The 19,300-nt window shown below is 71.1% G+C and carries 19 protein-coding genes and 1 tRNA gene; 11 read left to right on the forward strand and 9 right to left on the reverse strand.

Going from position 1 to position 19,300, the window contains the following annotated elements; translation table 11 throughout:
* The first annotated feature begins 22 nt into the window (after nucleotides 1–22).
* Nucleotides 23–607 (forward strand): serine O-acetyltransferase EpsC, encoded by a 585-nt coding sequence (epsC, locus tag Q0817_RS05205; RefSeq protein WP_298585093.1) that lies wholly within the window; start codon nucleotides 23–25, stop codon nucleotides 605–607.
* Between the two features lie 123 nt (nucleotides 608–730).
* On the opposite strand, the gene gndA is transcribed toward epsC, so the two are convergent.
* Complete coding sequence (gene gndA, locus Q0817_RS05210; protein WP_298585094.1) at nucleotides 731–2,188, reverse strand: NADP-dependent phosphogluconate dehydrogenase; 1,458 nt, start codon at nucleotides 2,186–2,188, stop codon at nucleotides 731–733.
* A 193-nt stretch (nucleotides 2,189–2,381) separates the two neighbouring features.
* On the opposite strand from gndA, the gene Q0817_RS05215 reads away from it, so the two are divergent.
* Nucleotides 2,382–2,666, forward strand: coding sequence for a hypothetical protein (locus Q0817_RS05215; protein WP_298585095.1), 285 nt, complete (start codon nucleotides 2,382–2,384; stop codon nucleotides 2,664–2,666).
* Nucleotides 2,667–2,708: 42 nt separating this feature from the next.
* On the opposite strand, the gene Q0817_RS05220 is transcribed toward Q0817_RS05215, so the two are convergent.
* From Q0817_RS05220 to Q0817_RS05235, 4 genes are all read right to left on the reverse strand, one after another.
* A tRNA-Val gene (locus tag Q0817_RS05220) sits at nucleotides 2,709–2,784 on the reverse strand.
* A gap of 131 nt (nucleotides 2,785–2,915) precedes the next feature.
* Entirely contained in the window at nucleotides 2,916–3,818 is a 903-nt protein-coding gene (locus Q0817_RS05225) for a Sir2 family NAD-dependent protein deacetylase (RefSeq protein ID WP_298585096.1), read from the reverse strand.
* Nucleotides 3,819–3,849: 31 nt separating this feature from the next.
* On the reverse strand, nucleotides 3,850–4,308 hold the full coding sequence (locus tag Q0817_RS05230) for a peroxiredoxin (protein WP_298585097.1): 459 nt from the start codon (nucleotides 4,306–4,308) through the stop codon (nucleotides 3,850–3,852).
* A gap of 35 nt (nucleotides 4,309–4,343) precedes the next feature.
* The gene (locus Q0817_RS05235) at nucleotides 4,344–4,760 is read right to left on the reverse strand and encodes a DUF3052 domain-containing protein (RefSeq protein ID WP_298585098.1); all 417 of its coding nucleotides are present in this window, start codon (nucleotides 4,758–4,760) and stop codon (nucleotides 4,344–4,346) included.
* 450 nt (nucleotides 4,761–5,210) lie between these two features.
* Here Q0817_RS05235 and aceE point away from each other — a divergent pair, with 450 nt between their 5' ends.
* From aceE to Q0817_RS05265, 6 genes are all read left to right on the forward strand, one after another.
* Nucleotides 5,211–7,949: a pyruvate dehydrogenase (acetyl-transferring), homodimeric type gene (gene aceE, locus Q0817_RS05240; protein ID WP_298585099.1), complete on the forward strand. Its 2,739-nt coding sequence runs from the start codon at nucleotides 5,211–5,213 to the stop codon at nucleotides 7,947–7,949.
* Between the two features lie 112 nt (nucleotides 7,950–8,061).
* Nucleotides 8,062–9,336, forward strand: a complete 1,275-nt coding sequence (locus Q0817_RS05245) for a CdaR family transcriptional regulator (RefSeq protein WP_298585100.1) — start codon at nucleotides 8,062–8,064, stop codon at nucleotides 9,334–9,336.
* A 78-nt stretch (nucleotides 9,337–9,414) separates the two neighbouring features.
* Nucleotides 9,415–10,329 carry an ACP S-malonyltransferase gene (locus Q0817_RS05250; RefSeq protein ID WP_298585101.1) on the forward strand — a complete coding sequence of 305 codons (915 nt, stop codon included), beginning with the start codon at nucleotides 9,415–9,417 and terminating at the stop codon, nucleotides 10,327–10,329.
* A 111-nt stretch (nucleotides 10,330–10,440) separates the two neighbouring features.
* Nucleotides 10,441–11,508 carry a beta-ketoacyl-ACP synthase III gene (locus Q0817_RS05255; RefSeq protein ID WP_298585103.1) on the forward strand — a complete coding sequence of 356 codons (1,068 nt, stop codon included), beginning with the start codon at nucleotides 10,441–10,443 and terminating at the stop codon, nucleotides 11,506–11,508.
* 208 nt (nucleotides 11,509–11,716) lie between these two features.
* Nucleotides 11,717–11,962: an acyl carrier protein gene (locus tag Q0817_RS05260; RefSeq protein ID WP_017833742.1), complete on the forward strand. Its 246-nt coding sequence runs from the start codon at nucleotides 11,717–11,719 to the stop codon at nucleotides 11,960–11,962.
* Between the two features lie 111 nt (nucleotides 11,963–12,073).
* Nucleotides 12,074–13,333 (forward strand): beta-ketoacyl synthase, encoded by a 1,260-nt coding sequence (locus tag Q0817_RS05265; protein WP_298585105.1) that lies wholly within the window; start codon nucleotides 12,074–12,076, stop codon nucleotides 13,331–13,333.
* Between the two features lie 122 nt (nucleotides 13,334–13,455).
* Here the strand turns inward: Q0817_RS05265 and Q0817_RS05270 are convergent, their stop codons facing one another.
* The 4 genes from Q0817_RS05270 to Q0817_RS05285 form a co-directional block, all read right to left on the reverse strand.
* A complete protein-coding gene (locus Q0817_RS05270; RefSeq protein ID WP_298585107.1) occupies nucleotides 13,456–13,959 on the reverse strand; it encodes a DUF3145 domain-containing protein in 504 nt (167 codons plus the stop codon).
* A gap of 309 nt (nucleotides 13,960–14,268) precedes the next feature.
* Complete coding sequence (locus Q0817_RS05275; protein ID WP_298585108.1) at nucleotides 14,269–15,219, reverse strand: tyrosine recombinase XerC; 951 nt, start codon at nucleotides 15,217–15,219, stop codon at nucleotides 14,269–14,271.
* 9 nt (nucleotides 15,220–15,228) lie between these two features.
* Nucleotides 15,229–16,440, reverse strand: coding sequence for a DNA-processing protein DprA (gene dprA, locus Q0817_RS05280; protein ID WP_298585109.1), 1,212 nt, complete (start codon nucleotides 16,438–16,440; stop codon nucleotides 15,229–15,231).
* Between the two features lie 36 nt (nucleotides 16,441–16,476).
* Nucleotides 16,477–17,100: an ATP-binding protein gene (locus tag Q0817_RS05285; RefSeq protein ID WP_298585110.1), complete on the reverse strand. Its 624-nt coding sequence runs from the start codon at nucleotides 17,098–17,100 to the stop codon at nucleotides 16,477–16,479.
* A 44-nt stretch (nucleotides 17,101–17,144) separates the two neighbouring features.
* Here Q0817_RS05285 and Q0817_RS05290 point away from each other — a divergent pair, with 44 nt between their 5' ends.
* The 3 genes from Q0817_RS05290 (at nucleotide 17,145) to Q0817_RS05300 (ending at nucleotide 19,287) form a co-directional block, all read left to right on the forward strand.
* Nucleotides 17,145–18,611, forward strand: coding sequence for a recombinase family protein (locus Q0817_RS05290; RefSeq protein WP_298585111.1), 1,467 nt, complete (start codon nucleotides 17,145–17,147; stop codon nucleotides 18,609–18,611).
* Between the two features lie 251 nt (nucleotides 18,612–18,862).
* Complete coding sequence (locus Q0817_RS05295) at nucleotides 18,863–19,108, forward strand: hypothetical protein (protein ID WP_298585112.1); 246 nt, start codon at nucleotides 18,863–18,865, stop codon at nucleotides 19,106–19,108.
* On the forward strand, nucleotides 19,105–19,287 hold the full coding sequence (locus tag Q0817_RS05300; RefSeq protein WP_298585113.1) for a hypothetical protein: 183 nt from the start codon (nucleotides 19,105–19,107) through the stop codon (nucleotides 19,285–19,287). The genes Q0817_RS05295 and Q0817_RS05300 overlap by 4 nt, the downstream gene beginning before the upstream one ends.
* Nucleotides 19,288–19,300 lie beyond the last annotated feature (13 nt).

Genomic DNA, 19,300 nt, shown 5'->3' on the forward strand with positions numbered 1-19,300 from the left:
CCCGGAAGAACAGAGGAAGACCGTGAGTTTCTGGAGCAGACTCGCCGAGGACCTGCAGACGGCCCGGACGCACGACCCGGCCGCGCGCTCCCGGGTGGAGATCGCCCTCAACTACTCGGGTCTGCACGCCATCTGGATCCACCGGCTGTCCCACCGGCTGTGGCAGCACCCGGACCGGCGGCTGCTGGCCCGCACGGTCTCCCAGCTCGGCCGCTTCCTCACCGGCGTGGAGATCCACCCCGGCGCCACCATCGGGCGCCGCTTCTTCATCGACCACGGCATGGGCGTGGTCATCGGGGAGACCGCCGAGATCGGCGAGGACGTGATGATCTACCACGGGGTGACCCTGGGCGGGCGCTCCCTGGCGAAGGTCAAGCGGCACCCCACCGTGGGCGACCGGGTGGTGATCGGCGCCGGGGCGAAGATCCTCGGCCCGGTGGAGATCGGCGCCGACTCCGCCGTGGGCGCCAACGCCGTGGTGGTCAAGGACGTGCCGGAGGACTCGATCGTGACCGGGATCCCCGGCAAGGTCCGCCCGCGCACCCCCGAGAAGCAGCAGCCGCTCGTGGACCCCTCCACCTACATCGACCCCGCCATGTGGATCTGATCCCCTCGCGCCGCGTCCGCGCCTCCCGCGAGGCGGCGGGCGCCGCCGCCCGGGTCGGGACGACGCCGGCCGGCCGCCCCCGTGCTGGGGACGGCCGGCCGGCGTCGTCGTGCGGGGCGTCGGCTAGGCGACGACCTCGGAGCGGTCCCCGCTCCACAGGGTGTGGTAGACGCCCTCGGCGTCGTCGGTGCGCCGGTAGGTGTGCGCGCCGAAGAAGTCGCGCAGCCCCTGCGTCAGGGCCGCGTTGAGCCGAGGCCGGCGCAGGGAGTCGTAGTAGTTCAGCGTGGTGGCGAACACCGGCGCGGGGATGCCGCGCTCCACCGCACGGGCCACGACGCGCCGCCAGGACGGCAGGGCGTCCTCGATCGCGGAGACGAACTCGGGGGCGAACAGCAGGTTCAGCGGCTGCTTGTCCCCCTTGTACGCCTCCATGATGACCTCGAGCAGCTCGGCCCGGATGATGCAGCCCTCGCGCCACAGGCCGGCGATCGTCGCGAGATCCAGGTCCCAGCCGTACTCCCGGCCGGCCATCGTGAGCATGTCCAGACCCTGGGCGTAGCTGACCAGCTTCGAGGCGTAGAGGGCCTTGCGCACGTCCTCCACGAACTCGGGGTCGTGCACGACGTCCTCGGTGGTGCCCCCGACTCCGGCGGGCAGCACGCGCTGCGCCTCGAGGCGCATGTCCGGCCCGGCGGAGGAGAGCGCCCGGGCGAAGACGGACTCGGCGATCGCCGTGACCGGGGAGCCGAGCTCGAGGGCCTCCTGGACGGTCCAGCGGCCGGTGCCCTTCTGCCCCGCGGCGTCGACGATCACGTCGATGAGCGGCTGGTCCGTGCGGGCGTCGACCTGGCGCAGCACGTGGGCGGTGATCTCGATGAGGTAGGAGGCCAGCTCGGTGCGGTTCCACTGCTCGAAGACGTCGGCCTGCTCGGCCGGCTCGAGCCCCGCGACGGAGCGCAGCAGCTCGTGCGCCTCGCCGATGACCTGCATGTCGGCGTACTCGATGCCGTTGTGCACCATCTTCACGAAGTGGCCGGCGCCGTCCGTGTCGATCCACGCGCAGCACGGCTTGCCGTCCTCGGCCTTGGCGGCGATGTCCTCGAGGAGGGGGCCGAGGGAGTCGTAGGACTTGGCCGGCCCGCCGGGCATGATGGACGGGCCGAGCAGGGCGCCCTCCTCACCCCCGGAGACGCCGATGCCCACGAAGTCCAGGCCCTTCTCGGCGAGCTCGCGCTCGCGGCGCCGGGTGTCCTGGAAGTAGGAGTTGCCGCCGTCGATGATGATGTCGTCCTTCTCGAGCAGCGGCACGAGCTGCTCGATGACGGCGTCCACGGGGGCGCCGGCCTTGACCATCACGAGGATGCGGCGGGGGGTCTCGAGGGCGTCCACGAGTTCCTGGAGGGTCTCCGTGCGGATGAACGTCCCCTCGTCGCCGTGGGCGTCGAGCAGAGCGTCCGTCTTCTCGACGGAGCGGTTGTGGAGGGCGACGGTGTAACCGTGCCGGGCGAAGTTGCGGGCGAGGTTGGCGCCCATGACCGCGAGGCCGGTGACGCCGATCTGAGCTTTCTGTTCTGCTGCCATGCCCCCAGCCTACAAACTCCGGGGGGTCGCTCCGTCCGGTGCCCACTTGTTGCCGCGGTTCGCCGGGGTCCGCCCGTCCTCGCCGAGGCGCAGGCCGCCGCAGGACGTCCGCGGAGGAATCGCCGTCACAATCACCGCTCGCCCCCGAGCGGCTCCTACATTGGTGCTGAGGGACGAGAGCCGGGGGGCTGCGATGGACGCATGGAAGAGGGCACTGACCGGGGTCGTCGCCTGCGCCGCGCTGTGGTCGGGTGCCGGGCTCGCACCGGCTGCGGCCGCCGGCGGCGGGGTCGACCTGCTCCTGGGCACCAAGCAGGTGCTCGACGAGGCGACGGTCGCCCAGGCCAGCGAGGGGGCGGCCCGACTGTGCGGGGGGACGCCCTCCAGCTACGCGAAGAAGGCCCGGAAGGCCGCCGCCACGGGCAGCATCGTGGTCCTCTGCACCCGGCCCGGGGGCAAGCAGGTGTACTTCCGCTAGCCGTGCCCTGCGCCGGCTCCCGCGGAGGGCGCGCACCGCTCGTGGTGGGTCCTACCGGGATCGAACCGATGACATCCACGGTGTAAGCGTGGCACTCTACCAGCTGAGCTAAAGACCCTGACAACCGGGTGGGAGGTTTGCGCAACCGCCGGCACCCGGTTCCCGAACAGGCTACCCGCCGTGACGGACCGGCGCCGACCGGGTGCGCACCGGCCCCGGTGTGATGTTGACCATACTTCGGCGCGAAGCCTACGGGCGGGCGAGTCGCCGCTCGAGACCGACCAGGAACTCCGTCGCGGAGGCGTCGACCTTCAGCCGTGCCGCGGCGTCCCCGCGGGTGCGCCCGTGATTGACGATCAGCACGGGCACGTCGGCGCGCACGGCGTGCCGGACGAACCGGCGCCCCGAGTTCACCGTCAGGGACGACCCGACGACCAGCAGGGCGTCGGCGGCGTCCACCATGCGCAGCGCACGCAGCACCCGGTGCCGGGGCGCGTTCTCGCCGAAGAACACGACGTCGGGCTTCAGGATCCCCCCGCAGACGGGGCAGTCCGGCACCCGGAAGCCGGCCGTGCGCGGCACCACGGCGTCGGCGTCCGGGGCGAACTCGATGTCCTCCGGCGACGAGATGGACGCGTAGAAGCCGGGGTTGAGCTCGTCGAACAGGTCGGAGAGCACGGCCCGCGGGATCAGGGTCGCGCAGCGCATGCACCCCACCTGCGTGTAGCGCCCGTGCAGGTCCACGACGTTGAGGGACCCCGCGGCCTGGTGCAGGCGGTCGATGTTCTGGGTGACCACGCCCGTCACGGCCCCCGACTCCTCGAGACGGGCCAGGGCCGCGTGCCCGGGGTTCGGCCGGGCGCGCGCCAGGTGGCGCCACCCGTACTGGTTGCGCGCCCAGTAGTGGCCGCGCAGGGCGGCGCTGCCCATGAACTCGTCGAAGGTCATGGGGGTGCGCGGGGTGGAGCCGGGGCCGCGGTAGTCCGGGATCCCGGAGTCCGTGCTGATGCCCGCGCCCGTCAGGACGGCGGTGCCGCGGCCCTCCAGCAGCGCAACCGTCCGGGCCAGACCGTCCTCGAGCCCGGCGGCGTCGGGATCGGGGAACTGGTCGGGGCGTACGGGAGCGCCATAGCCGGGGCGGACGGTGGGCATCGTGGTTCGCTCGGGACCGGGCCGGCCGCGCTCAGCCGCGCAGCCTGGCGAGCGCGGTGCGATAGGCCTCGAGCTCTCGGGGGGTGCCGCGCTCGGACCGGAAGGCGTCGACGACGACTCCCTCCGCGTCCAGCACGAACGTGGCCCGCTCCGCGAGACCTGCCACCGGGTCGAACACCCCGTAGCGCTGCGCCACGGCCCCGTGGGGCCAGAAGTCGGAGAGCAGGTCGAAGTCGAAGGACTCCTCCCTGGCGAACGCCCGCAGCGTGTACTTCGAGTCCACGGACACCGCGAGCAGCCTCACCCCGGCGTCGTCGAACACGGGCAGGCTGTCCTGGAGCCGGCACAGCTCCCCGGTGCAGGTCCCGGAGAACGCGAACGGGAAGAACACGATCGCCACGGGACGGCCCCGCAGGCCGCTGAGGGTGACCGGTTCGCCGAACTGGTTCTGGAGGGTGAAGTCCGGAGCGGGGGCGCCGATCTCGAGCATGCGTGGTCTCCTCCGGTGGGGTCTGTGACGCCCGGTCAGACGTTGCGCTTGGGCATGAGACGGGTCGCGGCCCAGTCCGCACTGACGCGTGCGGTCGTGGTCACGTGCAGTCCCGCCGTGGGCGCGGCCTCCTGGACCTCCGCGGGCGGCACGTAGCCGTCCCGGCCGGCCTTCGGGGTCAGCACCCACACCACGCCGCCGTCGTCCAGGGTGGTGGTGACGTCCACCAGCGTGTCGACGAGGTCGCCGTCGCCCTCGCGGAACCACAGGAGCACGGCGTCCACGACCTCCTGGTCGTCCTCGTCGAGCAGGTCCGAGCCGATCACTTCCTCGATGCCGTCCCTCAGGTCGAGGTCGACGTCCTCGTCGTATCCGAACTCCTGGATGTAGTCGCCATCCTTGAAACCGAGCTGGACTACCGCGTCACCCGCGGTGGTCTTGGCCTCGCTCACTGTTCTTGCTCCTTCTGGGATCGGGTCGACGAACGACGACCGCGCACTGCGTACCGGTGCTGGGCTCCGCCTGCCCGTCGGCGGACCGCGGGGGCACGGTGGCGGGCCGGATACCGGCTTCACCGTCCAGACAACACCGGATCAGGGACTCTTTCAAGCTCCCGCACGGTGAGCACCTCCGAATCATGGGGTGACGCGTGGGGTGACACGCCGTGTGACGGTCCGCCCCGGGTGTGGAAGCATGGTCCCAACAGACACCCCGTACGCCCGAGCAGCCCGGTCGGCGCAATCCGCACGACGGGCCGTTTCCCGGACGGCCGCCCGCTCCGGGTGGCGTCCGGACAGCGGAGCGGGCAACGGGTATTTTGAGACTGTCGGACGACCCGGACGCGTCCGCGCGCGCGCACCCGCCCGGGTCCGGTCCGGCAACTCGACGAAGAGAGGTTGAACGTGCCTTCATCCAGCAACCACCACATCCTCAGTGGCTTGACCAACAACCTGAAGGACTCCGACACCGAGGAGACCCGGGAGTGGATCGAGTCCTTCGAGGGCCTGATCGAGACGCAGGGCACGGAGCGGGCGCAGTACATCATGCGCGCCCTCCTCCAGCACGCCGGCGCGAAGAGCGTGGGCGTGCCGATGGTGACCACCACCGACTACGTGAACTCGATCCCCGTGGACCAGGAGCCGGAGTTCCCCGGTGACGAGGAGATCGAGCGGCGCTATCGGGCGTTCCTGCGCTGGAACGCCGCCGTGATGGTGCACCGGGCCCAGCGCCCTGAGATCGGGGTGGGCGGGCACATCTCCTCCTACGCCGGTGTGGCGACCCTCTACGAGGTGGGCCTCAACCACTTCTTCCGCGGTCCCGACCACCCCGGCGGCGGGGACCAGGTGTTCTGGCAGGGCCACTCCTCACCCGGCAACTACGCCCGCGCCTACCTCGAGGGCCGGCTCACCGAGGAGCAGCTGGACGGGTTCCGGCAGGAGAAGACGAAGGCCCCGAACGGGCTGCCCTCCTACCCGCACCCCCGGTCCATGCCGGACTTCTGGCAGTTCCCCACGGTCTCCATGGGCATCGGCCCGATGAACGCGATCTACCAGGCCCAGTTCAACCGCTACCTGCACAACCGCGGGATCAAGGACACCTCCGATCAGCACGTGTGGGCGTTCCTGGGCGACGGCGAGATGGACGAGCCGGAGTCGCGCGGGCTCCTCCAGCTGGCCGCCAACGACAAGCTGGACAACCTCACCTTCGTCATCAACTGCAACCTGCAGCGCCTGGACGGGCCGGTGCGCGGCAACGGCAAGATCATCCAGGAGCTCGAGGCCTTCTTCCGCGGCGCCGGCTGGAACGTCGTGAAGGTCCTGTGGGGCCGCGAGTGGGACGAGCTGCTCGCCAAGGACGAGGACGGCGAGCTCGTGCGGATCATGAACGAGACCCTCGACGGCGACTACCAGACCTACAAGGCGGAGTCCGGCGGCTTCATCCGCGACCACTTCTTCGGCAAGTCCCCGGCCACCAAGGAGCTCGTCGCCGACATGAGCGACGACGAGATCTGGGAGCTCAAGCGCGGCGCGCACGATTACCACAAGGTCTACGCCGCCTACAAGGCCGCGACCGAGCACCAGGGCCAGCCGACCGTGGTCCTGGCGCAGGGCGTCAAGGGCTACGGCCTGGGCAGTCACTTCGAGGCGCGCAACGCGACCCACCAGATGAAGAAGCTGACCATGGAGGACCTCAAGGCCTTCCGCGACCACCTGCGCATCCCCATTTCGGACGAGGAGCTGGAGAGCGACCTCTACGGCGCCCCGTACTACCACCCGGGCAAGGACTCCCCGGAGATCCAGTACCTGCTCGAGCGCCGGAAGGAGCTCGGCGGCTTCGTCCCGGACCGCCCGCACGAGCAGCACGAGATCGCCATGCCCTCCGACGCCGCGTACAAGTCCGCGAAGAAGGGCTCCGGCAAGCAGATGGCGGCCACCACCATGGCCTTCGTGCGGATCCTGAAGGACCTCCTGCGGGAGAAGGAGTTCGGTCACCGGATCGTGCCCATCGTCCCCGACGAGGCCCGCACCTTCGGCATGGACTCGTTCTTCCCCACGGCGAAGATCTACAACCCCAACGGGCAGAACTACCTCTCCGTGGACCGCGAGCTCATGCTCGCCTACAAGGAGTCCCCGCAGGGCCAGATCCTGCACGCGGGGATCAACGAGGCCGGCTCCGTGGCCGCGTTCACCGCCGCCGGCACCGCCTACGCCACCCACGGCGAGCCCATGGTGCCGGTCTACATCTTCTACTCGATGTTCGGCTTCCAGCGCACCGGCGACTCCTTCTGGGCCGCCGCCGACCAGATGACCCGCGGGTTCATCATCGGGGCCACCGCCGGGCGCACCACGCTCACCGGCGAGGGCCTCCAGCACGCCGACGGCCACTCCCCGCTGCTGGCCGCGACCAACCCCGCGGTGGTCTCCTACGACCCGGCCTACGGCTACGAGATCGCCCACATCGTGCGCCGCGGTCTGGAGCACATGTACGGCACGGGCGACGAGGACCACAACGTCATGTACTACCTGACGGTCTACAACGAGCCGTACCAGCAGCCGGCCGAGCCGGAGGGCGTCGACGTCGAGGGCATCCTCAAGGGCATCTACCTGCTCAAGCCCGCCGAGAACGAGGGGCCCCGCGCCCAGCTGCTCGCCTCCGGCGTGGCCGTGCCGTGGGCCCTCGAGGCGCAGAAGCTGCTCGCCGAGGACTGGGGCGTCTCCGCCGACGTGTGGTCGGTGACCTCCTGGGTCGAGCTGCGCCGCGACGGCCTGGCCGCCGAGAAGGAGGCGTTCCTGAACCCCGGTGACGGGACCCGGACCCCGTTCGTGGCCCAGCAGCTGGCCGGGGCCACGGGCCCGGTCGTGGCCGTCTCGGACTTCAGCGCGGACCTGCCGGACAAGATCCGCCAGTTCGTCCCGAACGAGTTCGCGTCCCTGGGCGCCGACAGCTTCGGCTTCTCGGACACCCGGGCCGGCGCCCGCCGGTACTTCAAGATCGACTCGCACTCCATGGTGGTCCGTGCCCTGGAGATGCTCGCCAAGCGCGGCGAGGTCGACTGGCGCGCTCCCGGTGAGGCGATCGAGAAGTACGCCCTGAACGACGTCACCGCCGGCACCTCCGGCAACGCGGGCGGCGACGCCTGAGCCGAGCCCTCCGACGCGCCACGGCGCCCCGCCCACCCGCGTCCGGGTGGGCGGGGCGCCGTCGTCGTCACCGGGTCCGGGGGCGGCGATCCGGTGCTCTAAGCTCGGAGGCATGGCTGGACAGGACGGGAACTCCACGACGCGCTGGCTGCGCCCCTCGCGCAGACGCTCCACCGACCGGTCCCGTCCCGTCGCCCCGCCCCACCCCCGCACGCTCGAGAACCTCAAGGCGAACCTGGGCGCGATCTCCACGGTCGCGACCCGCCGCCTCGAGACGGATCTGAGCTGGTTCGAGGAGCTGCGCGCCGACGAGCGCTCCGAGCTGGGTCTCGTGGCCCAGCGGGGCATCTCCTCGTTCGTGCGCTGGTACGAGGACCCGGAGGAGCCCCTGTGGGTGCTCACCCAGGTCTTCCGGGGGGCGCCCACGGACCTGACCCGCTCCATCTCCCTCCAGCACGCCCTGCAGCTGCTGCGGATCGTCGTCGACGTCGTGGAGGAGAAGGTCCCGGAGCTCGCCAAGCACCACGACGAGGCCGCGCTGCGGGAGGCCGTGCTGCGCTACTCGCGGGAGATCGCCTTCGCCGCCGCCGACGTCTACGCCCGCGCGGCCGAGAACCGCGGGTCCTGGGACGCCCGGCTGGAGGCCCTCGTGGTCGACGGGATCCTGCGGGGGGAGCACTCCGACTCCTTGCGCTCCCGCGTCGCGGCCCTGGGCTGGGTGTCGTCGGGCCCGGTCACCGTGCTCACGGGATCCGCGCCCGAGGCCGCCGGCCCGTCCACCGTGGCCCGGCTGCGGCGGCTGGCCGGCCGCTACGCGCAGGACTCCCTCGTCTCCATCCAGGGTGACCGGCTCGTGCTCATCCTCGGGGGTCTGTCCGACCGGGACCTCGCCCTCGAGAAGCTGACCGCCGCCTTCGGGCCGGGGCCGGTGGCCTACGGCCCGGAGTCCCCCACGGTCTTCGAGGCGGGCCGCTCCGCCCGGCTCGCCCACGCGGCCCTGTCCGTGGCGCCGGCCTGGCCCGCGGCGCCGCGCCCCGTGCACTCCGAGGACCTGTGGCCCGAGCGTGCCATGGCCGGGGACGAGAACGCGCGCACGGCGATGGTCGAGTCGGTGTACCGTCCGCTGACGCGGTCCGCGACCGGGCTCGTGGAGACCCTGTCCGCCTACGTCTCCGTGGGCCACTCGCTGGAGGCCACCGCCCGGGAGCTGTTCGTGCACGCCAACACGGTGCGCTACCGGCTGCGCCGGATCAGCGACCTGACCGGCTGGGACCCCCTGGTCCCCCGCGACGCGTTCGTGCTGCACTGCGCCCTCGTGGCGGGCCGGCTCGCCGACTCGTGCGCACCCATCGACACGTCCGCCCCCGCCGTGGGACCGGTCTTGTAGCTTCCCTACAAACACCGCCGCCGGGCTTGGTGCCCTCCGGGCCCCCGCCCGGGGGCGCATCCTTGCGAAGCTGTAGCGGTGATCGCGATCGTCTGCCCCGGACAGGGCTCCCAGAAACCCGGCTTCCTCACCGAATGGCTCGCCCTCGACGGCGTCCGCGCCCACCTCGAGGAGCTGGGCGAGGCGGCGGGGCTCGACCTCGTGCACTACGGCACCGAGGCCGACGAGGACACCATCAAGGACACCGCGGTGGCCCAGCCCCTCATCGTGGCCGCCGGCCTCGTGGCGGGCCGGCTGCTCGGCGACCGGATCGGCCCCGGACGGGACGACCTCCTCTTCGCGGGGCACTCGGTCGGTGAGATCACCGCCTCCGCCCTGGCCGGCGCCCTCACCGAGGCCGATGCCATGGCCTTCGTGCGCACCCGTGCCAACGCCATGGCCGAGGCGGCCGCGGCCGTCCCCACGGGCATGAGCGCGGTGCTCGGCGGCAAGGAGGACGAGGTCCTCGCCGCCGTCGAGGCCGCGGGCCTGACGGCCGCCAACGCCAACGGGGGCGGGCAGACCGTGGCCGCCGGCACCCTCGAGCAGCTGGCCGCCCTCGCGGAGAACCCGCCGGCCCGCGCCCGGGTGATCCCGCTCAAGGTGGCCGGCGCCTTCCACACCGAGCACATGGCCCCGGCCCTCGAGCCCCTGCGCGAGCTCGTCCCCCGGCTCTCGCCGGCCGACCCCGTGCACCCCCTGCTCTCCAACGCAGACGGCCGGCCCGTGGCCGGCGGCGCCGCGAACCTCGAGTCGCTCGTGGCCCAGGTCTGCCGGCCGGTGCGCTGGGACCTGTGCACGCGCACGCTCCTGGAGCGCGGCGTCGAGCAGCTGGTCGAGCTGCCCCCGGCGGGAACCCTCGTGGGCCTGGCCAAGCGAGGCATGAAGGGCGTCCCGGCCCTGGCCGTGAACTCCGCGGCGGAGCTGGAGCAGGCCAGGAGTATTCTTGACTGACGTCCGCGCGCGCACCCTGTGCGCCGCCCGTCCCGAGGCCGGAGCAGCCGTTCCGCCCCGCCCAGCCGGCCCGTCCGCCGCGCCCGGCCGCACGAAGGAGCAACGACCCCTGTGGTGACCCTGAAGCAGCAACAGACCAACGCGCACTCCCGGATCCTCGGCCTGGGCGTCTACCGTCCGGACGTGATCGTGACCAACGACGACGTCTGCCAGTGGATCGAGTCCTCGGACGAGTGGATCCAGCAGCGCACCGGCATCAAGACCCGGCACCGCGCCGCCGAGGAGGTGAGCGTCCTCGACATGTCGGAGCACGCCGCCCGGGAGGCGCTGGCGGCCGCCGGCATCGAGGCCTCGCAGCTCGGGGCGGTCATCGTCTCCACGATCTCCTTCCCCTACCTCACCCCCTCCGCCGCGGCGGCCCTGACCGACCGCCTGGGGGCCACCCCGGCACCCGCCTTCGACATCTCGGCCGCCTGCGCGGGCTACTGCTACGGCATCGCCCAGGCCGACGCCCTCGTGCGCTCGGGAGCCGCGGACTACGTCCTGGTCATCGGTGTGGAGAAGCTCTCCGACGTCATCGACAACAGCGAGCGCTCCATCTCGTTCCTGCTCGGGGACGGCGCGGGCGCCGTGGTCATCGGCCCCTCGGACACCCCGGGCATCGGTCCGTCCGTGTGGGGTTCCGACGGCTCCAAGTGGGACGCCATCCGGATGACCCACCCGCTCACCGACATCCGGGCGGTGGAGCAGGGGCGCGAGCGCGCCCAGTCGCCCGACCTCATGGACCCGGAGACCGGCCGGGTGCGCGAGGACGCCACCCTCTGGCCGACCCTGCGCCAGGACGGCCAGACGGTCTTCCGCTGGGCCTCGTGGGAGGTCGCCAAGCGCGCGCAGGAGGCCATGGACGTGGCCGGGGTGCAGCCCGAGGACCTGAGCGCCTTCATCCCCCACCAGGCGAACATGCGGATCATCGACCAGATGGCCAAGACGCTCAAGCTCCCCGAGTCCGTCGTCATCGCCCGGGACATCGCCGACTCCGGCAACACGTCCGCCGCGTCCGTGCCGCTGGCGACGCACCGCCTGCTCGCCGAGCACCCGGAGCTGTCCGGGAAGCTGGCCCTGCAGATCGGCTTCGGCGCCGGCCTCGTCTACGGGGCGCAGGTCGTCGTCCTCCCCTGACCTCCGCCGGCACGAGGACCGCCCCCGGCGGTCCTCCCCACGTGTCGGCGCCGCCGCGGGGCCCTGCGAGTCGTCGTAGGGTTGAACCGCACACCCGTTGTCCCCCGGCCCGGCCTTCCGGCCTGACCGGGACAGATGCACCCGGCACCTGCCCGGGGGCGCCCGTCACCACCGGCTGCTCCGGCAGCCGCAGAGAAAGGAAGCCACCATGGCGAGCAAAGAAGAGATCCTGACCGGCCTGGCCGAGATCGTCAACGAGGAGACCGGCCTCGAGACCGAGGCCGTCCAGCTGGACAAGTCCTTCACCGAGGACCTCGACATCGACTCCATCTCGATGATGACCATCGTGGTCAACGCCGAGGAGAAGTTCGACGTGACGATCCCCGACGAAGAGGTCAAGAACCTCAAGACCGTCGAGGACGCCGTCAACTTCATCGACAACGCCCAGGCCTGATCCGGCCGGTCGGTGCGCGGCGCGGCGGACCGCAGGATCCGCCGCGCCGCACCGACCCGCGACCGGGCGGGCCGCCCGCCGCTTCACCCCAGGACACGAGGAAGTGCAGTCATGACCCGCAAAGTAGTCGTCACCGGTCTCGGTGCCACCACCCCGATCGGTGGCACCGTCCCCGAGCTGTGGCGCAGCGCCACCACGGGCGTCTCCGGTGTCAGAGCCATCGAGCACGACTGGGTGGACACCTACGATCTGAGCGTGCGGATCGCCGCGCCCGTCTCGACCCCCGCCAGCGAGGTGCTCCCCCGGGTCGAGGCCAAGCGTCTGGACCCCTCCGGGCAGCTGTCCGTCATCGCCGCCCGCGAGGCGTGGGCCGACGCCGGCTTCTCCGGCTCCAACGCCGAGAACTCCGACGAGATCGACCCGGACCGCTTCGCCGTGGCCTTCGGCACCGGCATCGGCGGGGTCTGGACCCTGCTGGACGCCTACGACACCCTCCAGAAGCGCGGCGCCCGGCGGGTCATGCCCCTCACGGTCCCGATGCTCATGCCCAACGGCAACGCGGCGGCCGTCGGCATGGACCTCAAGGCCCGCGCCGCGTCCATCACGCCCGTCTCGGCGTGCGCCTCCGGCACGGAGGCGTTCTACCAGGGCATGAACCTGATCCGGTCCGGCAAGGCCGACCTCGTGGTGGTCGGCGGCGCCGAGTCCGCCATCCACCCCGTGACCATCGCGGCGTTCTCCTCGATGCAGGCGCTGTCCAAGCGCAACGACGAGCCCGAGCGCGCCTCCCGCCCCTACGACACCGCCCGTGACGGGTTCGTGATGGGCGAGGGCGCCGGAGCCGTGGTGCTCGAGTCGGAGGAGCACGCCCGCGCCCGCGGCGCGCGCGTCTACGCCGAGCTCGCGGGCGCCGGGCTCACCTCGGACGCCTACCACATCACCGCGCCCGACGAGGAGGGCCGCGGCGCCGCCCGCGCCCTCGCGGAGGCGATGGAGACCGGTGAGTTCGGGCCCACGGACGTCCGGCACGTCAACGCCCACGCGACCTCGACGCCGAAGGGCGACGCCCCCGAGGCCGGTGCTCTGCGCCGCGCGTTCGGCTCGGCGGTCGACGACATGTGCGTCTCGGCGACCAAGTCGATGACGGGACACATCCTGGGCGGCTCGGGCGCCGTGGAGGCCGTCCTCACCGTGCTCGCCGTGCACCACCGCACCGCCCCGTGCACGATCAACCTGGAGAACCAGGACCCGGAGATCGATCTCGACGTCGTCACGGACGCCCGCGATCTTCCCTCCGGCGACTTCGTGGCCGTGTCCAACTCCTTCGGCTTCGGCGGCCACAACGCGGTCGCCGCGTTCCGCACCGTCTGAGCGCACGGCCGGCGGGCCCACCCCGTCAGGCGTACGACGAAGGGCCGTCCCGCTGCTCGCGGGACGGCCCTTCGTCGCGTCGTGGGCCCCGCTCCCCGGAGGCGGGGCGGGACGGCGGTCGCTCAGCCGACGCGGTGCAGCCAGCGCACCGGGGCGCCCTCCGCGGCGTGCCGGAACGGCTCGAGCTCCTCGTCCCAGGCCTCTCCCAGGGCCAGCGAGAGCTCGTTGATGACGAGCAGCGGGTTCCCGGCCGCCGTCTCGTAGGCGTAGCGGATCCGGTCCTCCGAGACCATGATGTTGCCGGCGGCGTCGGTGGTCGCGTGGAAGATCCCGAGGTCGGGGGTGAAGGACCAGCGGGCGCCGTCATGGCCGCGGCACGGGTTCTCGGTGACCTCGAACCGGAGGCGTCCCATCGTGCGCAGCGCCGAGGCGAGGAGGGCGCCGGTGCCCGCGGGCCCCGACCACTCGAGCTCGGCGCGCACGGCGCCGGGCTCGGCGTTCTGCTGGGTCCACTCGAGCTCCGTGCGCTGGCGCGCGACCGACTCCAGCGCCCACTGGATGTGCGGGCACAGAGCTCGTGGGGCCGAGTGCACGTAGAGCACTCCGCGCGTGGTGGGTGAAGACATGACCTGTTCCTCCGTCGTGTAGGTACGTCTTCCCCAACGCCCTGCACGGAAGCGGTCCCACCCGTCGGGTCGCGGCGAGCGTGCCGCACCCGGATGATGCTGTTGTCCGGGCTCCCGTGCCGCCGCGGGGATTCGAGGCCCGCACGGCGTCCGGTCGCCCCGGTGCCGCACCCGTCGTTCCGGCCGGCGCCGACCACGTTGCCGTGTCCGGGACGTCGAGTACAATACGCCACTCATTCAACTGCAAACGTTCTCCGGGCGTCAACCCGGGACGCCGTGTTGCTCCCGGGGTCCCGGCCCGCGCGCGCGTCAGGCCCGGGGATGGGCCTGCCGGTAGACGGATCCGAGGCGGTCCACGGAGACGTGCGTGTAGATCTGGGTGGTCGCCACGGAGGCGTGGCCCAGGAGCTCCTGCACCGTGCGCAGGTCCGCGCCGCCGTCCACGAGGTGCGTGGCCGCCGAGTGCCGCAGGGCGTGGGGACCCCTCGCGGCGGTGTCGGGGACGGTGCCCAGCTCGCGCTCCACGACCCGCCGGACCTGTCGGGCGTCGATGCGCCCGCCCCGGGAGCCGAGGAACAGCGCGGGACCGCTGCCCGCCCCCGCCAGGGCCGGCCGGCGGGCGAGCCAGAGCTCCAGCGCCTCGTCGGCGGGGCGGCCGAAGGGGACCGTGCGCTCCTTGTCGCCCTTGCCGATCACTCTGAGGACCCGCCGGGAGCGGTCGACGTCGTCGACGTCGGCGCCCGTGAGCTCGGCCACGCGCGCGCCGGTGGCGTAGAGCAGCTCGAGGAGTGCGCGGTCCCGGGCGACGAGCGCGGCGTCCGCCCCACCGGTCCCGGGCGCGGCGGACCGCGCCGCGAGGTCGTCGAGCAGCTCCCGCAGCCCGTCCGCGGGCACGACGTCCGGGAGGTGGCGCCGGCGCCGGGGCGCGACGAGGCGCAGGCTGGGATCGGGGCTCACGAGGCCCGTGGCGGCGGCCCAGCCGAAGAACCCGTGGACCGACGCCGTCCAGCGGGCCATGGACGAGCGGCCCGCTCCCTCGGCGTGCCGGGCGGCCAGCCACGCCCGGAGCATGTCCAGGTCCACGGCCGCCGGCGCGGCGACCCCGTACCGGGCGTGCAGCCAGGTGAAGAGGGCGCGGAGGTCGCCCGTGTAGGCGTGCACGGTGCGCGGGCTGCGCGCCAGCTCGTGCACGAGGTGCTCCGTGTACCGCTCCAGGGCGCGAACCACGGCCGTGGGCAGCGGGGCGGGCTCGGACGTCATGGGGCGAGTCTAGCGACGGCGGCGCCACCCCTCCCCCGCGCCCTCCGCCAGGCCTCGCTCCTCGAGCCGACGCAGTCCGCCCAGCACTTCGCGGGCCGATAGCCCCGCGACGCGGGAGAGGTGGTCCGGGCGGCTGTGCACCGTCAGGGGCAGGGCGTCGAGGAGCACGCGGTCGCGGTCCGAGAGCCCGTCGACGACGGAGGGCGGGCCGGTGCGGTCCGGGGCCGGCGCCGCCCCGAGGGGCTGGACGAGCTCGAGCACCTCGTCGACGTCCGTGACCAGCACGGCGGTGCCCTCCCGCAGCAGCCGGTGGCAGCCGGCGGAGGTGCCGGCGTGGACGCTGCCGGGCACCGCGCCCACCGGACGGCTGAGCCCGTCCGCGTGGTGGGCGGTGTTCTGCGCGCCCGAGCGCCACCGGGCCTCGACCACCACCGTGCCGGCCGAGAGGGCGGCGATGATCCGGTTGCGCTGGAGGAAGCGGTAGCGGCTGGGGGTGCACCCGGGGGCGACCTCGGCCAGCAGCAGACCGGCGGCCTCGACCGCGCGGAGCAGCTTGTGGTTGCCCGGCGGATAGAGGCGGTCGATCCCGCACGCCATGACCGACACCGTGACCGGGCGCGCGGTGCCGGTGGCCAGTGCGGCCGAGTGGGCGGCCTCGTCGATGCCGTGGGCGCCGCCGGAGACGACCGTCCAGCCGCGGGAGGCCAGGGCGCCGGCGAGGTCCAGGGCGACCTGCCGGCCGTAGGTCGAGCAGTCGCGGGAGCCGACGACGGCGACGGAGCGGGCGGCGGGGAACCCCAGGAGCCGTCGGTCGCCGCGGCCCCACAGGCCCACCGGCTGGAACAGACCCAGATCGGCGAGCGCGCCGGGCCAGTCGGGGTCCTCGGGGATCGCGAACCACGCCCCTGCCCGGGCGGCCGTCTCCAGGTCCTCGGCGGGGTCGAGGTCCGGGGCCCGCGGGGCCCAGCGGGCCAGGGCTCGCCGGAGGTCCACCTGGCGGGGACCGTACCCGGCCCCGGCGGCGGCCCGGACGAACGCCGGGTGCTCCGCGGCCCGGATCGGGCGTGCTCCCGTGGCGATCTCGAGCGCCGCGACCGGCCCGAGCGCCGCCAGCAGCAGCATCGCGGTGGGGTCCGTGGGCTCCACGAGCCGGGACAGGCCGGCCCGGGCCAGGAGCAGCGGGTCGTGGCAGGGGCGCGGGGCGGGCGGGACGTGGTGCATGGCGGGGTCCTCCTGTCGCGGGCGGGGCGGCGGCGGTCAGGCCGGGACGAGGGAGCGGAAGTACAGCGCGGTGTCGACGTCGTCGAGGACCGGGACGCCGCGGCCCTCGAGGTCGGCCAGCGTCCAGGCGACCCGGAGCACCCGCTGGTGACCGCGGGCGGTCAGGGAGCCGCGGTCCATGGCCCGCTCCAGGGGCGCGGTGACCGCGCGCGGGGGGCGCAGGGCGCCGTGGAGGAGACTGCCCCCGAGCTCGGCGTTGGTGCGCAGTCCCAGGCCGCGGAGGCGCTCGGCCTGCGCCGCCCGCGCCCGGGCGACGCGCACGGCGATCTCCGCCGTGGTCTCCCCCTGCCCGGCACCGGCGGCGAGCTCGCCGTAGGAGACCGTCGGGACGGCGATCTGCAGGTCCACCCGGTCCAGCAGCGGGCCGCTCAGCTTGCCGAAGTAGCTGCGGCGCACTCGCGGGGTGCACGTGCAGTCGGCGCCGCGCCCCCCGGACTTCCCGCACGGGCAGGGATTCGCGGCGAGCACCAGCTGGAAGCGGGCCGGATAGACCGCCGAGGCCGCGGAGCGGTCGATCGTGACCCGGCCGTTCTCGAGGGGCTGGCGCAGCGCGTCGATCACCCCGCGGTCGAACTCGGGGGCCTCGGCAAGACATTGCATAACATCCCGCAGTGTCGTATATTTATGCATAGGAATGTATAACCATGCGCAGTAGCAACACCCCTAGCCAGAGCCCCATCCAGGCCGCCATCTACACCCGCATCAGCTCGGACCGCCGAGGGACCGCCCTGGGTGTCCAGCGGCAGCAGGAAGCCTGTAGAGAGCTGACAGAGCGCAACGGCTGGCAGGTCATGGCCGTCCTTGAGGACAACGATCTCAGCGCCTACAGCGGCAAGCATCGACCGGCTTATGCCCGGCTTCTAGAGCTAATGGAGACCGGACAGCTTCAAGCTGTGGTTGCTCTCCACACTGACCGACTCCACCGCTCCCCTATGGAGATGGAGAAGTTCATCGACATCTGCGACCGCCAGAACATCTCTGTCGCCACCGTTCAAGCTGGACCAATCGACCTTTCCACAGCCAGCGGACGAATGGGTGCCCGCGTCTACAGTGCCGTTGCCCGCCATGAGGTCGAGCACGCTATCGAGCGCCAACGAGCGGCCAAGCTCCAAGCCGCTAAGTCGGGCAAGCCGTCTGGCGGCAATCGGCCCTACGGCTACGAACAAAACGGCATGGTGATCATCGAGCATGAAGCCGCCGTCGTCCGTGAAGTGATCGACCGCTTCATAGCTGGCGACTCATGGAGAACGATCGCCATCGATTTGAACAGCCGTGACATCCCAACCGCCAAGGGCAACAAGTGGACTCCCATCAACGTCCGCAACGTAGCCGTGCGCCCCCGCAACGTTGGTATCAGGGTTCACAACGAGGACCGCTACCCTGCCGCCTGGCCTCCACTGATTAGCCAGGACAAGTGGGAGGATCTGCAACTAGCCATCAAGCGTGGTCAAGCCGTCTACGGCCAACGAGGCACTGGCCGGCGACACCTCCTGAGTGGCTTCGTCTACTGCAGCATCTGCGACCAGCGTATGCACATCGTCAACAGCGCCACCCGTGGTGGTGACTACGTGCCTGCCTTCGCTTGCAGGAAATACGACATCAATAAGGAGCCTCTAGGGTGCGGCAAGCTCAAGCGACGGATGCCACCACTAGAAGAGCTGGTCCTTGATGCCGTGATGTACCGGCTCAGCACTCCACGGCTGGACGATCTGATCGCCAGTAGCGAGTCAGCTGCACCAGAGCTCAAGCAGTTTATCCGTGACCGGGACGTCCAAACCGAACGTCTCAACGAGATTCTGGACCTTTACTCAACTGGAGAGCTTGACTTCAGCGAGTACAAGACCGCTAAGGCTAGTGCTGCCGCGCACCTAGAAGAACTAGACAAGCAGATCGCTGACCATGCAGGTAGGCGAACTCTGGTTAATATCCCAGCCGGCCAAACCGTGCAAGAGACTTGGGACAAGTCAGATCTCAAGTGGCGACGCGAACTGCTCGACACTTTGATCGAGAAAATCTACATCGACCCACGTCAACCCGGAAAAGCGATGCCTGTTTTCAAAGGAAAGTATCGATTCGATCCCAATCTCATCCGCATCATCTGGCGTGCCTAAGCTACAGCCATGTTTGCTGTGGTAATCTGCGCCCATCGAGAGGGGACGGGCATGTCAAGAGATGACGAGATGACACCCTTAGAGGCAGGGCATGAGCTTTACAACTTGCTTAAGTACGGCCCGAAGTCAAGCAGTACACCAGTAAGGCGAACAGAGACAAGGCGTATCACTCGACGTCTCCCAAACGGCGAGATTGAGATACTTGAGCAGGAGTTTACTTACGAGGGCTACGAGGACTAAGGGGAGAAATCATGGGCGAGGGCTTCGGGTTTTTTGTGTTTGTCATAATTTTCATGACGCTTTTTCTTGGCGTACTTTTCGCGTGCTTGTGGCTGGCCTATTCCAAGCAGGGACAGCGTAGGCTCAAGAAGGAGTCGATGAAGCGCCAGATCAAGCAAGGCATGAGAGAGGCCGAGATTGAGGACGGCTTGAGCGAGGAAGTGCTGGCTGAGGTCATGGAAGAGCAGCGGAGGAAGCAAGCTAGGCGCGGCCGATGATGGACAAGATCATCAGCGGCTTCCTCGGCCTTCTCTTCGTAATCATCATGATCTACGTACTGATCACCCTACTTGAGCCGTTTGCCTGGATGATCGCCCTAGCTGTGGCTATTGCCGTCGGCATCGCCGTCTGTGCCGGCCTCTATAAACTGATCACGAGCAAGCGCCGCTTCTGGTAGAAACGAGCGTGTT

It is taken from the genome of uncultured Kocuria sp. (assembly GCF_947500125.1).
GTDB lineage: Bacteria > Actinomycetota > Actinomycetes > Actinomycetales > Micrococcaceae > Kocuria.